This window comes from Pseudomonas sp. QLc11A (genome assembly GCF_052112305.1).
Classification (GTDB): Bacteria; Pseudomonadota; Gammaproteobacteria; order Pseudomonadales; family Pseudomonadaceae; genus Aquipseudomonas; species Aquipseudomonas laurylsulfatiphila.
Genome location: NZ_JAVAJJ010000008.1, coordinates 17,904 through 31,531 on the forward strand (window position 1 = coordinate 17,904; position 13,628 = coordinate 31,531).

General features: G+C 60.1%; 14 protein-coding genes. 7 read left to right on the top strand and 7 right to left on the bottom strand.

Features of this window, described 5'->3' with window-relative positions; all coding sequences use genetic code 11:
• The first annotated feature begins 47 nt into the window (after positions 1-47).
• Both Q8X48_RS13540 and Q8X48_RS13545 read left to right on the top strand, forming a co-directional pair.
• A complete protein-coding gene (locus tag Q8X48_RS13540; RefSeq protein ID WP_407801608.1) occupies positions 48-1,100 on the top strand; it encodes an alpha/beta hydrolase in 1,053 nt (350 codons plus the stop codon).
• Positions 1,101-1,118: 18 nt separating this feature from the next.
• Positions 1,119-2,291 (top strand): (R)-mandelonitrile lyase, encoded by a 1,173-nt coding sequence (locus Q8X48_RS13545; protein ID WP_407801607.1) that lies wholly within the window; start codon positions 1,119-1,121, stop codon positions 2,289-2,291.
• Here Q8X48_RS13545 and Q8X48_RS13550 read toward each other — a convergent pair.
• Together Q8X48_RS13550 and Q8X48_RS13555 are read right to left on the bottom strand one after the other, a co-directional pair.
• Positions 2,279-3,172 carry a LysR family transcriptional regulator gene (locus tag Q8X48_RS13550; RefSeq protein ID WP_015094810.1) on the bottom strand — a complete coding sequence of 298 codons (894 nt, stop codon included), beginning with the start codon at positions 3,170-3,172 and terminating at the stop codon, positions 2,279-2,281. The two genes, Q8X48_RS13545 and Q8X48_RS13550, sit on opposite strands and share 13 nt — an antisense overlap.
• Positions 3,173-3,335: 163 nt before the next feature.
• A complete protein-coding gene (locus Q8X48_RS13555) occupies positions 3,336-4,253 on the bottom strand; it encodes a LysR family transcriptional regulator (RefSeq protein ID WP_217838107.1) in 918 nt (305 codons plus the stop codon).
• Between the two features lie 246 nt (positions 4,254-4,499).
• Here Q8X48_RS13555 and Q8X48_RS13560 point away from each other — a divergent pair, with 246 nt between their 5' ends.
• Positions 4,500-5,264: an SDR family NAD(P)-dependent oxidoreductase gene (locus tag Q8X48_RS13560; protein WP_126045536.1), complete on the top strand. Its 765-nt coding sequence runs from the start codon at positions 4,500-4,502 to the stop codon at positions 5,262-5,264.
• A gap of 44 nt (positions 5,265-5,308) precedes the next feature.
• On the opposite strand, the gene Q8X48_RS13565 is transcribed toward Q8X48_RS13560, so the two are convergent.
• Positions 5,309-6,211 (bottom strand): helix-turn-helix domain-containing protein, encoded by a 903-nt coding sequence (locus Q8X48_RS13565; protein ID WP_407801606.1) that lies wholly within the window; start codon positions 6,209-6,211, stop codon positions 5,309-5,311.
• Positions 6,212-6,365: 154 nt separating this feature from the next.
• Here Q8X48_RS13565 and Q8X48_RS13570 point away from each other — a divergent pair, with 154 nt between their 5' ends.
• From Q8X48_RS13570 to Q8X48_RS13585, 4 genes are all read left to right on the top strand, one after another.
• Complete coding sequence (locus tag Q8X48_RS13570; protein WP_407801605.1) at positions 6,366-6,806, top strand: DoxX family protein; 441 nt, start codon at positions 6,366-6,368, stop codon at positions 6,804-6,806.
• 75 nt (positions 6,807-6,881) lie between these two features.
• Positions 6,882-7,805, top strand: coding sequence for an NADP-dependent oxidoreductase (locus Q8X48_RS13575; protein ID WP_407801604.1), 924 nt, complete (start codon positions 6,882-6,884; stop codon positions 7,803-7,805).
• 133 nt (positions 7,806-7,938) lie between these two features.
• Complete coding sequence (locus tag Q8X48_RS13580) at positions 7,939-8,676, top strand: SDR family oxidoreductase (RefSeq protein WP_095966873.1); 738 nt, start codon at positions 7,939-7,941, stop codon at positions 8,674-8,676.
• 15 nt (positions 8,677-8,691) lie between these two features.
• Positions 8,692-8,949, top strand: a complete 258-nt coding sequence (locus Q8X48_RS13585; protein WP_407801603.1) for an Atu4866 domain-containing protein — start codon at positions 8,692-8,694, stop codon at positions 8,947-8,949.
• 79 nt (positions 8,950-9,028) lie between these two features.
• Here the strand turns inward: Q8X48_RS13585 and Q8X48_RS13590 are convergent, their stop codons facing one another.
• From Q8X48_RS13590 to Q8X48_RS13605, 4 genes are all read right to left on the bottom strand, one after another.
• Positions 9,029-10,150: a threonine aldolase family protein gene (locus Q8X48_RS13590; RefSeq protein ID WP_407802764.1), complete on the bottom strand. Its 1,122-nt coding sequence runs from the start codon at positions 10,148-10,150 to the stop codon at positions 9,029-9,031.
• A 62-nt stretch (positions 10,151-10,212) separates the two neighbouring features.
• Positions 10,213-10,980 carry a helix-turn-helix transcriptional regulator gene (locus Q8X48_RS13595; RefSeq protein ID WP_407801622.1) on the bottom strand — a complete coding sequence of 256 codons (768 nt, stop codon included), beginning with the start codon at positions 10,978-10,980 and terminating at the stop codon, positions 10,213-10,215.
• Between the two features lie 163 nt (positions 10,981-11,143).
• Positions 11,144-12,358: a sodium/glutamate symporter gene (gene gltS, locus Q8X48_RS13600; protein ID WP_407801602.1), complete on the bottom strand. Its 1,215-nt coding sequence runs from the start codon at positions 12,356-12,358 to the stop codon at positions 11,144-11,146.
• Positions 12,359-12,590: 232 nt separating this feature from the next.
• A complete protein-coding gene (locus Q8X48_RS13605; RefSeq protein ID WP_407801601.1) occupies positions 12,591-13,151 on the bottom strand; it encodes a YSC84-related protein in 561 nt (186 codons plus the stop codon).
• Positions 13,152-13,628 lie beyond the last annotated feature (477 nt).

Genomic DNA, 13,628 nt, shown 5'->3' on the forward strand with positions numbered 1-13,628 from the left:
GCTGCCGCACACCCTTGGAAACTGGAATTGTCAGGAGTATTCACAAGATGCGAACCACGCTGAAGGCCACTCTCATGGCCGCCATGATCGGCATGTCGGGCGTTGACGCCGAGGCCGCGGACTACAAACACAATCCCTACACCTTGACCTACGCAGGCGCGCTGGTGAAGAACGAACCAGGCAAGGTCAACATCCATCCGGTCACCTACAAACTCAACGGCCTGGACATCGCCGCCAACGTCTACACCCCGGCCCATTATGACGCGGCGAAGCAATACCCGGCCGTCGTCGTGGCGCATCCCAATGGCGGGGTGAAGGAGCAGGTCGCCGGCCTGTATGCCCAGCGCCTGGCCGATCAGGGCTACATCACGATCACGGCGGATGCGGCGTATCAGGGGGCCAGCGGTGGCGAGCCGCGCAACATCGACAAGCCCGCGTACCGCATCGAGGACATCCATGGCATGGCGGACTTCATCGCCCGCTATCCGGGCGTCGATAGCGCGCGACTGGGCTTGCTCGGTATCTGCGGCGGCGGGGGGTATTCGTTGAAGGCGGCGCAAACCGACAAGCGCTTCCAGTCGATCGCGACCTTGAGCATGTTCAACTCCGGGCTGGTACGTCGCAATGGCTACCGGGACTCGCAACTGTCGACGATTCAGGAGCGCTTGCGACAGGCTTCGGCCGCCCGCGCGCAGGAAGCGGCGGGCGGGGAGGTGCTCTACGTCGGCGACGCCAGACTGACCGATGAACAGATCGCCAGGCTGCCGTTCGATCTGTATCGGCAGGGATTCGAGTATTACGGCAAGACCCACGTCCATCCGAACTCGACCTTCCGCTACACCCAGAGCAGCCTGCTGGACCTGATGAGTTTCGATGCCACGGACCAGATCGAACTGATCGACCAACCCTTGCTGATGATCGCCGGCAGCAAGGCCGACAGCCTGTACATGTCGGAGCAGGCGTTCGCCAAGGCCACTGGAACCGGTGACAAGAAACTGTTCACGATCGATGGCGCGACCCATATCGAAACCTATTGGGTGCCCGAGTATGTGGACGTCGCCATAGGCCAGTTGAACGCGTTCTACGCCAGAACACTCTGACTCGAGGAATCCTTGATCATGAAAAACACGCTTTTTGGCATTGCGGTGTGCGCCGCGGCGCCTTTTGCCGGCGCAGCAGGGGCCGACAGTGTCAGTGAGCCCAGGGCCGCCCAGCAGATCAGCCGGGCAGGCAGCCAGGCTTCGGTCGCCGGCCCGGCGGATTATTTCACCGGACAGGTGCGCGTCGATCCGTTGTTTCCTGCCACGGGCGAGAACAATGCGTCCGGTGCCTACGTCACCTTCGAGCCGGGCGCGCGTTCGGCCTGGCACACCCATCCTGCCGGCCAGCGATTGGTGGTGACCTCCGGCGTCGGCCTGACGCAGGAGTGGGGCAAGCCCGTGCAGGAAATCCATCCGGGGGATGTGATTGTCTGCCCGCCGGGCGTCAAGCACTGGCATGGTGCCGCTGCGACGAGCCGCATGACGCACCTGGCCGTGACCGGTTCGGTAGAGGGCAAAAGCGTGCAATGGCTGGAGAAGGTCACCGATGCCCAGTACAGCGCCCAGCGTCCTGTTGCGCCGCAATCCTTGCCTGCTACGCAACCCGTTTCCGAGACATTGTCGTCCAGGCAGCAGGCCATCCCATTGATTGCCGCTGCCATGGCCACGAGCAATATTCCCCGACTCAATGCTGCCCTGAACCAGGGGCTTGATGCGGGGCTGACGGTCAGCGAGGCCAAGGAAATACTGGTGCAGCTCTACGCCTACAGCGGTTTCCCGCGCAGCCTCAATGCCCTTGGCGAGTTGATGAAAGTGGTGGATGCACGCAAACAGCGGGGCATCGAGGATGTGGCGGGGCGCGAGCCCGGTCGCGTCATTCCCGTCGGCGATGAGTTGCTGGCAGTTGGCAAGGCCAACCAGACGCGTATTGCCGGGGCGCCTGTCCAGGGGCCGCTGTTCGACTTCGTCCCAGTCATCAATCAGTACCTGCAAACGCATCTTTTCGGCGACATTTTCGAGCGCGACAACCTTGACTGGCAAATCCGAGAGCTGGCGACCGTCGCGGCGCTGGCCGCCACACCGGGCGTAGAGTCACAACTGCGCTCGCACATGGCCGCCAGCCTGCGGGTTGGCCTGACTGTCGGGCAATTGCGTCAGTTGATCCGGTTGCTGGCCGATCAGGGGGATGCTGAAGCCGCCAAGCGCGCCGCCGAGGCGCTGGACGCCACCCAGGCCAATCAGCCCGGATAGCGCAAGGCTTCGCGCAGCAGGGTAAAGGCCGGCGAGCTTTGCCGCCGGCTCGGGTAATAGAGGTGGTAGCCAGAGAAGGGTTCGCACCAGTCCGTGAGCACGCGTATCAACCGGCCCTGCGTGACATGCTCCTGCACCAGGTCTTGCGGCATGTAGGCCAGGCCCAACCCCTGCAGGGCAGCCTGCAGGCGCATGGCGATGTTGTTGAACACCAGTTGGCCCTCGACGCGGACGTTCACTGGCTGGCCATTCTTCTCGAACTCCCACGAATACAGCCCGCCGTGAGTCGGCATGCGCAAGGTGATGCAATTGTGCTGCATCAAATCATTCGGGACGACGGGCTTTGAGTATCGGGCGAAGTACGCGGGGGAGCCGACCACCGCCATGCGCATGTCGGGGCCGATGCGCATGGCGATCATGTCCTTGGCGACCTGCTCACCCAACCGCACGCCAGCGTCGAAGCCTTCGGCCACTATGTCGGTAAAGCCGTAGTCGACGATGATTTCGATGTTGAGGTCAGGATAGTCCGGCAGCAATTTGGCCAGTACGGGGTGCAGAACCGTGATCGCAGCATGCTCGCCGGCCGTGATCCGCAATTTGCCCGCCGGCTTGTCGCGGAACGCGCTGAGCAGGGCCAGTTCGTTGTCGATCTCTTCGAACCTGGGGGCGATCACCCGTAGCAGATGCTCGCCGGCTTCAGTCGGCGAAACGCTGCGCGTGGTGCGAGACAGCAACCGGACACCCAGTCGATCCTCCAGCTGGCGCATGGCGCGGCTCAAGGCCGGCTGCGACATACCCAGCCTGGCAGCGGCACGGGTGAAACTGCGCTCCTGTGCCACGGCCGAGAAGATCGCCAGTTGGTCGTAGCTTTCGACGGTCATTGATACGCACCTGTTATGAACCGGTTGCGATTATGCCATCTGAAGTGAGTAATGGTGTTGTCCTGGAACGCTTACGGTCTGGTCAAAAGAGTGCCCCTGGGATCTCTGCTCGAAAAAACGATTTTTCAATCCCCTGGTTGCAGAAAGTCGACAAGTACCGTCCTCAAGCCAATGCCTCCTGCGCCGAGCCTTGTTGAACGAAGCGTTCAATCAACCATCGCGCCGCCGGCCCCGGTGGCACATCCGTGCGGTAGATGACGTCGAAGGAGTATTGACCGCTTTTGTATTCCGGAATGTTCAGTTGCACGAGTCGGCCGCTCTCCAGATCTTCCTGGACCATCGGGGCTGGCATGTTGCCCCAGCCGATGCCTTCACGCAGCAGCATGTGCTTGGCGCCCAGGTCCGCCAGCCGCCAGGTGCGGTTGCTGAGCACGGCGAAATCCTTGTCCTTGGTCAGCACCGAGCGGTCGGACAGCACCAGTTGCGTGAACTCTCGCCCGGCGCCCGGAACATTCGAGTCGCTCGATGCCAGTGGATGATTGGGGGCTGCCACCGGAATCAACTCGACACTGCCGACGCCCATTCTTTCGATACCGTCGATGCCTTCATTCATGGGCCCACTGACGCCGATGATCGCGCCACGGTTGATCACCAGCTCAGTGACGGCGCCGAGGGCTTCCATATGCAAGTGCAGGGCAACGGTCGGGAACGCTTCGCGAAAGGATTTGAGTGCGTCCACCACGCGTTCGGGCGGAAGCATCACATCGAGTACCACGTGAACCTCGGCTTCGAGTCCCTGGAGCAGGCCCTTCACTTTGGCGCGTAATCCATGAATACCGTTGGCGATGGTCCTGGCTTCGGCCAGCACGGTACGGCCGGCATCGGTGAGCTGGGGTTTGCGGGTGGTCTGACGGTCAAACAGCGACACGCCGAGCTGCATTTCCAGGTTGGCGATCGAGTAACTGACGACCGAGGTGGCCCGGTGCAGTTTTCTGGCCGCTGCGGCAAAACTGCCGACTTCCACGACCGTCAGGAACACGCGCAGCTGGTCCAGTGTCGGTGTTCCGGGGTCAGAGATCATTCCTGTTTCCTCGAACGTAATGGCCAATATTATCCCGGTACAACTTGTCGCGTCATGCATCTGCCCGGTGTGCTGAAAAAATGAAACACCAGGCAGATAAGCGCAAAACCGCGACAGGTTGAACAAGGCTCCTAAAGAGTGGCGAACCGTGATCGGCGACAGTTGAGTCGTCGAAAGCGACACCCGCATACGGCGTATGCGCAGCGGCTGGAATGGTTCAGCTGCTCTCTGGAAAGGAGAAACGAAATGACTGATTTTATGCCTACCCCCAACGAAATCGCCGGCAAAGTCGTGATTGTGACGGGCGCCGCCAGTGGTATCGGGCGTGCCATCGCCGAGCTGTTCCATGCCCGTGGCGCCAAGGTCATTGCCGAAGACATCAACCCTGAAGTGAACGCCCTCGAGCGTCCGGGCCTGGTGCCATTCGTGGCCGACATCACGGTCGATGGCTCGGCGGAAAAAGCGGTTGCCCTGGCCGTTCAACACTTCGGCAAGCTCGATGTGCTGGTCAACAACGCGGGACGGATCATCTACAAGCCTCTGGTCGAGATGACACGCGAGGACTGGAGCTGGCAGATGGAGACCAACGTGACGGGCGCGTTCCTCCATTCCCGTGAAGCGGCGAAGGAAATGATGAAGCGCAAGTCAGGCGCCATCGTCAACATCGCGTCCTATGCCTCCTACTTCGCGTTCCCGGGCATCGCGGCCTACACGGCGTCGAAAGGGGCTCTGGCGCAACTGACCCGAACCCAGGCCCTGGAAGCGATAGAGCACGGCATTCGGGTCAATGCGATTGGCGTGGGCGACGTGGTCACCAATCTGCTCAATCACTTCATGGAAGATGGCCCGGGCTTCCTGCAAGAGCACGGCAAATCGGCACCGATCGGCCGTGCCGCTTCGCCCGATGAAATCGCCGAGATCGTGGCATTCCTGGCCTCCGAGCGCGCCAGTTTCATTGTCGGCTCGGTGGTCATGGCCGATGGCGGCATGAGCATTCCCGTGGGCAGTTGATTGGCCGGTTGTACTTGCGGCATGGCGCGCGCCGTGCCGCGTTTTCATTTGCGGTAATGACTGGGCGGGACGCCGACCTCCCGTTTGAATGCCTGGGAAAAATGGCTGGCGCTGCTGTACCCGACCTCAAGTCCCGCATCGATGATGCTCATGTCGGTTTCAATCAGCAGTTGCCTGGCCTTGGTCATTCTCAGCCTGATGAAGTAGCGCGAGGGTGAAAGCCCCGTGGCGCGTTTGAACAGGCGGCTGAAGTGGTACTCGCTCATCCCGGCTGCGGCGGCCAGATCCCCCAGGCAAAACGTCTCACCCAGCGACGCCTCCATTGCAGTCACCGCACGCTTGAGCTTGAAGGCCGGCAGGGCGTTGCGCTGAACGATGTTATCGGCTTGCGCATCCAGATAGTGGCGCGCCAGGTGCACGGCGATGCACTGGGCGATGCCTTGCATCAACAGCGGGCTGGTTTCTCCCCGGGATTGCAGTTCGCCTCTGAACTGTTCGAACAATAACGATAAAGTCTGGTCACGCCCCCCGGATATCTCACGCAGACCAATCGAACCAGTGACGTGTTTGCCGGTTTCCTGAATCGCTCGTTCCAGCAGGGGCAGGCCGAGGTAAATGTGCATCACCACAAAGGGCTCCGCACTGGTCACTTGCCAGCGCATTTCGTAGGGCACGGCGCTGGTGGTGAGGAAAAAATCCCCCTTTGTCACTTCACTCGCCCGCCACGTTTCGCCTGCCTCCCGTTCCTCAATGGTGGCGCTCCCGGAAAGTACCCAGACAATCAGCGGCTCAGCCACGGCGGGAACGATGACGCTGTGCTCGATGCGCTCGCGGGTAAAGATCTGCACCAGCACATCGTTGGAAAAAACCTCGTCGGAGGCGGCCAGGCGCTGACCGCGAATGTGGGCCTCCAGGCCTGTTGCAGACGTTCGCTCCGCGGTTTGCACGATTGAGCTCCCTTTCGATGGGGTGATTGGCTTGTCTATTTTATCGAATCTAATGATCTAAATTAGTCGGCTATTCAGATGAGCTGGCCGAGAGCAACATTTCCTCAACAGGGCGGTTCATGTCGAATCGCACCCCCATTGAAGGAAATGCCTCATGACGACTTCCGCAAACATCGCTCATTCCGCTAACTCTGAACAGAGCCGTAGCGACGTCACCCAAGCCTCGGCCTCGTTGATCGGCCGCGTACTGCTCAGCGCAATCTTCATCCTTTCCGGTTTTTCGAAACTGGCCGCTCCGGCCATGATGGTCGGCTACATCGGCTCTGTGGGGCTTCCCCTTCCGCAATTGGCGCTGGCGCTGGCGATCATCGTTGAGATCGGTGGTGGCCTGGCACTGATCGCCGGTTACCGCACCCGCACCGTTGCCGCTGTGCTGGCTGTGTTCAGCGTGTTTACCGCACTGGCCTTCCATAACGACCTGGGCGATCAAAACCAGTTCATCCACTTCTTCAAGAACATCGCGATGGCCGGTGGCCTGTTGCAGGTCGTGGCCTTCGGTGCCGGTCGTTTCAGCCTCGACGCTCGCCGTCGTTGATACCCCCGCGCTGCGAAGGCCAGCCCCTCGCAGCGCAATGTTTCTCTCCCTTCTTTTTCGATAGTCGAGACCTCCATGAAAGCCATACGCGTGTACGAATACGGCAGCCCTGAAGTTTTACGTCTGGAAGACATTGCCGACCCGGTGGCCGGTGTCGGTGAAGTGCTGATCGATGTCGCCGGAGCCGGGGTGAACCCGATTGACTGGAAGATTCTCTCCGGTGCCATGAAAGCGTTCATCCCTTTGCCGCTGCCCTTTACCCCGGGGGTTGAAGTAGCCGGTACCGTGATCGCGCTGGGGCAGGGTGTCACTGAGTTCAGCCTTGGTGATGAAGTGTTTGGCTTCATCAACATCGTCGGAGGTTATGCGACCAAAGCCGTCGCCCAGGTTGCAAAACTGGCGCTGAAACCCAAGTCACTGAGTGCCTTGCAGGCCGGCGCTGTCCCCGCAACAGCCCTGACAGCCTGGCAGGCCCTGACCGAACACGCGGGTGTGCAACGTCGGCAGAAAGTGTTGATCCACGCCGCGGCCGGTGGCGTGGGTAGCATGGCCGTGCAGATTGCCAAGTACCTGGGCGCCGAAGTCTACGCAACGGCCTCCGCGCATAATCATGCTTACCTGAAAGACCTCGGCGCTGATTACACCATCGACTACAGGACCCAGGCATTCGACGAGCTGGTGTCCGGTGTCGATGTGGTACTGGACCTGGTGGGAGGCGACACACAGACCCGTTCCTTTGCGGTGCTGAAAAAACACGGCGTGCTGGTATCGCCCGTGAGCCTGCCGAACATGTCACTGGCCAACGACTACGGTGTGACCCCCGCCAACTTTGCCACCCGCTCCGATGGCCGGCAGCTTTCGCTGATTGCCGAACTGTTCGACAAGGGACACCTCTCGGTCGACGTCGAGGCATTCCCGTTGAGTGACGCGAAAGTGGCGATCGAGAAAAGCATGGGCCGGCATTTACAGGGCAGGCTTGTTCTCGACGCCACGAAGTAAGGGGTTCCCCCGACAGGATCAGGCAAGTTGTCAGAAGGATCTGACTAACTGGCCGAGCGCCGTTATCCCTAATCTGGACTGGCAGCGAGACACCGCTCTCGCGTCACCAGACACTCAAGTGAGGGATTAGGTCATGTCGAACATCTCGAAAAAAGTCGTTCTGATCACGGGCGCGAGCAGTGGCATAGGCGAGGCGACAGCGCGCCTGTTGGCCAGCAAGGGGGCGCATGTCGTGCTCGGGGCGCGTCGTACCGAGCGCCTCGAAATACTCTGTGGCGAGATTAACGCGAGCGGTGGAGTCGCGCACTTCCAGGCATTGGATGTCACCCGCCGAGACGACATGCAAGGGTTTGTGGACTTTGCGTTGAAGCTGCATGGCCGGGTCGATGTGATCGTCAACAATGCCGGTGTGATGCCGCTGTCGAAACTCGAGGCGCTGAAAGTTTCCGAGTGGGACCAGATGATCGACGTCAATATTCGCGGAGTGTTGCACGGTATCGCGGCCGGCTTGCCGCTGATGCAAAAACAGCAATCAGGCCAGTTCATCAATATCGCCTCGATCGGTGCCTACACCGTCAGCCCGACGGCGGCGGTCTACTGCGCGACCAAGTTTGCCGTGCGCGCCATCTCGGAAGGGTTGCGCCAGGAGGTCGGCGGGGACATTCGTGTCACCGTGATTTCCCCGGGCGTTACCGAGTCCGAATTGGCCGAGAGCATTTCCGATGAAGGCGGGCGGGCGGAGATGCGCGAGTTCCGCAAGATCGCCATCCCTGCAATGGCGGTCGCTCGTGCGATCGCTTACGCCATTGAACAGCCTGCCGATGTGGACGTCAGTGAGCTGATTGTCCGCCCGACCGCCAGTGCGTTCTGAACGGAGGACTTGAACATGACGATGAAAAAATCCGCTGATCAGGCTAAGTATGTCGGTCTGTGGGTCACGGCAGACGGGCTCATCCGCCATGAGCTGTTACCCGGTGGCCGGTACGATGAAGCCCGGGGCCGCAAGACGAGTGCCTACCAGGGCCGGTATTGGCTGGAGGGTGACCACATCGAGTACGTCGATGACACCGGCTTCACGGCTGACGGGGAGTTCCGCGACGGGATCCTGTATCACGCGGGCATGATTCTTTATCGCCAGATGTAGACGCCTGACGCCGCAGTGGCGGGTGCTCATTCGACTAAGAGTGAGCACCGCCGGCAACCGTCATCGAGCATTGCGCCCGTTATGCGTGTACCGACCTCACCACTCGCCTCACATGGCTCAACAGGTGATCGACATCCTCGGCGGTGGTGGCGAACGAGGTGACAAAACGCACGATGTTGGGGCCCCAGCGATCATGGTAGAAGACGAACCCGGCCTTCAGCAGCGCATCGATCACGGCAGAGTCCAGCCGACAGAACAGGATATTCGCCTCGGTGCCGCCCAGCACTTCAACGCCGCTCAGCCCGGCAAGCCCCTGCGCCAGACGCTGGGCGGCATCGTTGGCCTTGCGGGCATTGCGCAGCCAGAGATCATCGCTCAGGTACGCATCGATCTGCGCCGAAAGAAAACGCATTTTGGAGAAGAGGTGACCTGCACGCTTGCGGCGGTACCTCATCTCGGTGGCGAGCGAGGTGTTGAACAGGACGATGGCTTCCGCCGCCAGCACGCCATTCTTGGTGGCGCCAAACGACAGGGCATCCACGCCGGCCTTCCAGGTCATCTCTGCCGCCGAGCAATCCAGGGACACCAAGGCGTTGGCGAATCGGGACCCATCCATATGGAACCCAAGGGAAGCCGACTTGCAGACCTCACCGATAGCCGCGATTTCGTCCAGGGTGTAGAGGCTGCCGACTTCGGTGGCCTGGGTGATGCTGACGCAGGCGGGCTGGGTCGTGTGCACGTCACCCAGTTTTTCGCGGGTGCGCTCACGCAGTCGGGTGATGTCCAGCTTGGCCGAAGGGCCGTCGATGGTCATCAGCTTCGCGCCGTTGGAGAAGAACTCCGGCGCGCCACATTCGTCGTTGTTGATGTGACTGGCGGGATGGCAATAGATATTGCCCCAGGGGGGCGTCATCGCGCTCAGGCACAGGCCGTTGGCGGCGGTGCCGGTGGGCACGAGAAGGACCTCTACGTCGCGCTCGAAGATCTCGCTGAATTTGCGCTGGACCTGCGCCGTCAACTCGTCGCTGCCATAGGGGCCCGCCTGGCCCGTGCTGTGTTTCACCATGGCGTGTGCCACCTCAGGCGATGCGCCTGCGATGTTGTCACTTGAAAAACCCAGGGCGGGCGGTCTGTTTGTTTCACCGTTCATCATCGAATTCTCGGCTGCGCAGGCGAAGGTGTTTCGCCTGGATGGGCGCATCCTAGGGAGAGGGACGGTTGTCGCGCTTGTAAAAAATTGACGCTCGCCTGATGGTCGACGCCCTAAGTCCTGTAGTGCGAGGGTGCGACGCCGAACGCCTGGCGAAAGGCGCGGTTGAAATGGCTTTGATCGTAAAAGCCGACGGCGTGGGCGACATCGATGATCGGTTGCCCGCTGCGCGATAGCAGGCCACACGCCCGTTCCAGACGCAACCGAAGCAGCCAGGCGTGCGGCGTCATGCCGATGGTCCGCTTGAACTGCTTGAGGAACGGGAATCGGCCCAGACCGCACAGTCCGGCAAGATCATCGAGCGTGATGCGCTGATCGATGTGGCTGAAACAATAGTCCCTGACGCGCGACCATTGCAGGGCTGAGAGCGATCCGGGAATGCTTTCGGGCGTGATTGTCCGTGACTGGCACAACAGGCGTTCAAGCAGGGTGATCCATTGTGTCTGCAGCGCGAGGCTGCCAGGCCCAACGGCCTGCTGCATCGCTTCGTGCAGGCCGCGCAGGTTGCCGACAAGCCGCGGGTCTTCCAGCAACACACTGGTCAACTCAAGTTCTCTCGGTTGACCGCTGATCTCCTCGGCCAAGCCCGCGATCAGTGCCTGCGACAGGCGGAACGTCTTGAGCGTATAGGTGCCGCCGCCTTCAGACGCACCATCGTGAATTTCGCCCGGCGGCATCAGGGCAATACGTCCCGGCCCCAAAAGAAACGACTCGCCCTTCGAACGATGACGCTGGATGCCTTCGGTGACAAAACCAATGTGGAAATCGAGGTGGTAATGGCGATCGAAACCGACATCCGCAAAACGTGCGGAACCCAACACCAGGCCTGGTACTTCGGGTACGTGATGGTACTTGGCATGCTCAGTCATGGGACCCGTTCAACAATCGGCGAGGAGGGCAGGGGCGCCCAAAGTCTAGATGCTCACGCGGTTTGGATCCATGGGGTGCCAGTAACGGAGGTGGTTACTGAGGCACCCGCGGTCGCTACAGGCCACTGAACAGGCTGATGATCACGGCATTGACCAGGTCAATGAAAAAACCACACACCAGTGGCACGATCAGGAAGGCCTGGTGCGCCGCGCCGTACTTCTGTGTCACGGTCGACATGTTGACGATGGCTGTCGCCGTGGAGCCGAGGGCGATCCCGCCGAATCCGGAAGCGATCACGCTGGCTTCGTAATCGCGCCCCATGAAACGGAAGACCACAAAATACGTATAGGCGACCGTCAGCAGAATTTGCAGGGTCAACGCACACAGAATGAACAACAGCGCGCCGCTGAGCTGCCATAGCTGAAGCCCCATCAGGGCCATGGTCAAAAACATGCCCAGGCAGATATCGGAGATCAGCGACAGACCCAGGCTGGCGCCGCTCCAGCTTTTCAGGCGTTGATCACCCACAAAGGCCAGCACAAGGTGGTGAATGACGATGCCCGCGAACAGGCAGCTGACAAATTTGGGCAGGGTGACGCCGGCATCGACCAGCAGCAGGTTGAGTCCATAGCCGAGCATCAGGGTCAGGTTGAGCCACATCCACGCCCAGAGCACGTCGTAGTAGTCCAGCGCCTTGCTCGGTTGTTGCTCGAGAATGCCGACTTCCAACTCCGCATCCCTGGACGGCGTCAGTCGGTAACGATCTATCAGCCGGTTGGCGATAGGGCCACCGATGACACAAGCTGCAATCAGGCCGACGGTGTTGCTGGCGATGCCCAGTTCATGGGCGTTACTGATGCCCAGTTTCTCGACGAAAAGCGGTGCCCAGGCCAGGGTGGTACCCACTCCGCCCGTGAGGGAAATGGAGCCCACCATCAGGCCAGCCTTCGGATCAAGCCCGAACGCCTGGGCCACACCCATGCCCAGCGAGTTCTGCAGGAGAATGAACACAGCGGCGAGTAACAGCAGGATCAGTAGCGGGCGCCCACCCTTGAGCAGTTGGCGCATGTCCGATTTCAAGCCAATGCCGGCGAAGAAATAGAGCAGCAGGGTGTCGCGAACCTGCAGATCGAATTCGACCTGGATATTCAGGCCGAAGTAGAGCAAGGACGTCACCGCCGCACAGACGAAGCCGCCGACGACCGATTCGGGGATGCAGTATTGGCGGAGAAAGGCGTTGTGCTGGACGAGGGTTTTGCCGAGAAAAAGCAGGAGGATGGCAAGGGTGAAACTCACGAGGCCGTGAACCTGGAAGAGCTGTGAAGTCATTTAAGGCCTACCTAAAAACTGAACAATCATTATCAGGATTCGGTCATTCAATGTTTGGACCTGGATCAATGAATGGTCGATACAGCCACTGCCAGCCTTGCTCGCCAGATAGCTCCGATCATCAGCTACGCCTGTGCGCCAGCAGTGAGGACAGCCTAGCCTGAATGGGAAAACCCACCAGTATTGGCATAGACCGTCATCACGCTTGCGATGGTCAATCTAACAGCGCAGCTTAGCGCTTGATCAGGGAAATCTTCGTCCCCTCGATACTGACCCCCGCCATTAGCCCTTGCTGGTCGAAAATGAACGCGTAGGCGTCGTCTTTCAGCGTCGAACTGGACAGGTTCTTCGCCACCCCTTCATCAACCACGACAACCGTTGGCCCCACACCGATTTCCCAGCCCTTGGTTTCGGCGACATATTTCACGGCTTTATCGGTCATCAGGAAAACCGCATAGCCGTACGACTGGGCGCCGGCCTGCAGCCCCCATGAACCGCTGACGGAGTTGTAGTAATTGTCGACTGTGGCGCCTTTCATCAGGACGCCTTCGCCGTAGCTGCCACCGAACACAAGGCCCGCCTTGATGATTTTCGGGAAAACCAGCACCGCTTTGGCTTCGTGCGAGATTTTTTCGGCAAAAGGATGGGCCTTGTAAAGCGTTTGCAAGGCTTGTTTGGCATCGGCATTCAGATCCTCGGCGGTGGCCGCTCCTGCAGTGTTCAGGAAACCGGTCGATGCCAATGTTGCAGTGGCGAGGAAGAACGAGAGGAGGAACCGCATTGATTGAGTCATTTGCATACTCCGCTGAGGGAGCATTGGATGAGAGCAGCGGCAGGCGCCTGCATTTGGCAGGAACTGAATCCGCTGAGGTTATCCGGCGCACCCTGAAATGTGTGAATTCAAGCATCGCTTTTGGATGAAGCAGGTTCGTGACCACCTGTCATTTGCGATGCCATCAGATGTTGTGACCACTGCGTAATGGTGGTGTTCGTTCGCCGGGACTTTCCTTTGGGGGCCTGTCGAGAAAAAGGTGTGCGGTAGAACTTTTGTCAAAGTTCACGCAGGGGAAGTCTTTAGTGTTTCTTAATGTTTCCTCTGGTCGCCGGAGATAGCAGATTTTCAAACCCTCCTGCCCTGAAACCCCCGAGCCAGCCATGTGGCGACGTTGGAAGATTGGCGAAGGCTCCAGAACACCCGTCTGCATTCGCGATAAACGGTAAGGCCGAAATGGCGCACTTGTGACCCCTTGGGCTTGTCTAATTTCCCCAA

Bases quoted from the DNA above. Each gene is read 5' to 3' on its own strand.
- Q8X48_RS13540 (WP_407801608.1), top strand. From the start codon at position 48: ATGCGAACCACGCTGAAGGCCACTCTCATGGCCGCCATGATCGGCATG.
- Q8X48_RS13545 (WP_407801607.1), top strand. From the start codon at position 1,119: ATGAAAAACACGCTTTTTGGCATTGCGGTGTGCGCCGCGGCGCCTTTT.
- Q8X48_RS13550 (WP_015094810.1), bottom strand. From the start codon at position 3,172: ATGACCGTCGAAAGCTACGACCAACTGGCGATCTTCTCGGCCGTGGCA.
- Q8X48_RS13555 (WP_217838107.1), bottom strand. From the start codon at position 4,253: ATGATCTCTGACCCCGGAACACCGACACTGGACCAGCTGCGCGTGTTC.
- Q8X48_RS13560 (WP_126045536.1), top strand. From the start codon at position 4,500: ATGACTGATTTTATGCCTACCCCCAACGAAATCGCCGGCAAAGTCGTG.
- Q8X48_RS13570 (WP_407801605.1), top strand. From the start codon at position 6,366: ATGACGACTTCCGCAAACATCGCTCATTCCGCTAACTCTGAACAGAGC.
- Q8X48_RS13575 (WP_407801604.1), top strand. From the start codon at position 6,882: ATGAAAGCCATACGCGTGTACGAATACGGCAGCCCTGAAGTTTTACGT.
- Q8X48_RS13580 (WP_095966873.1), top strand. From the start codon at position 7,939: ATGTCGAACATCTCGAAAAAAGTCGTTCTGATCACGGGCGCGAGCAGT.
- Q8X48_RS13585 (WP_407801603.1), top strand. From the start codon at position 8,692: ATGACGATGAAAAAATCCGCTGATCAGGCTAAGTATGTCGGTCTGTGG.
- Q8X48_RS13590 (WP_407802764.1), bottom strand. From the start codon at position 10,150: ATGCGCCCATCCAGGCGAAACACCTTCGCCTGCGCAGCCGAGAATTCG.
- gltS (WP_407801602.1), bottom strand. From the start codon at position 12,358: ATGACTTCACAGCTCTTCCAGGTTCACGGCCTCGTGAGTTTCACCCTT.
- Q8X48_RS13605 (WP_407801601.1), bottom strand. From the start codon at position 13,151: ATGACTCAATCAATGCGGTTCCTCCTCTCGTTCTTCCTCGCCACTGCA.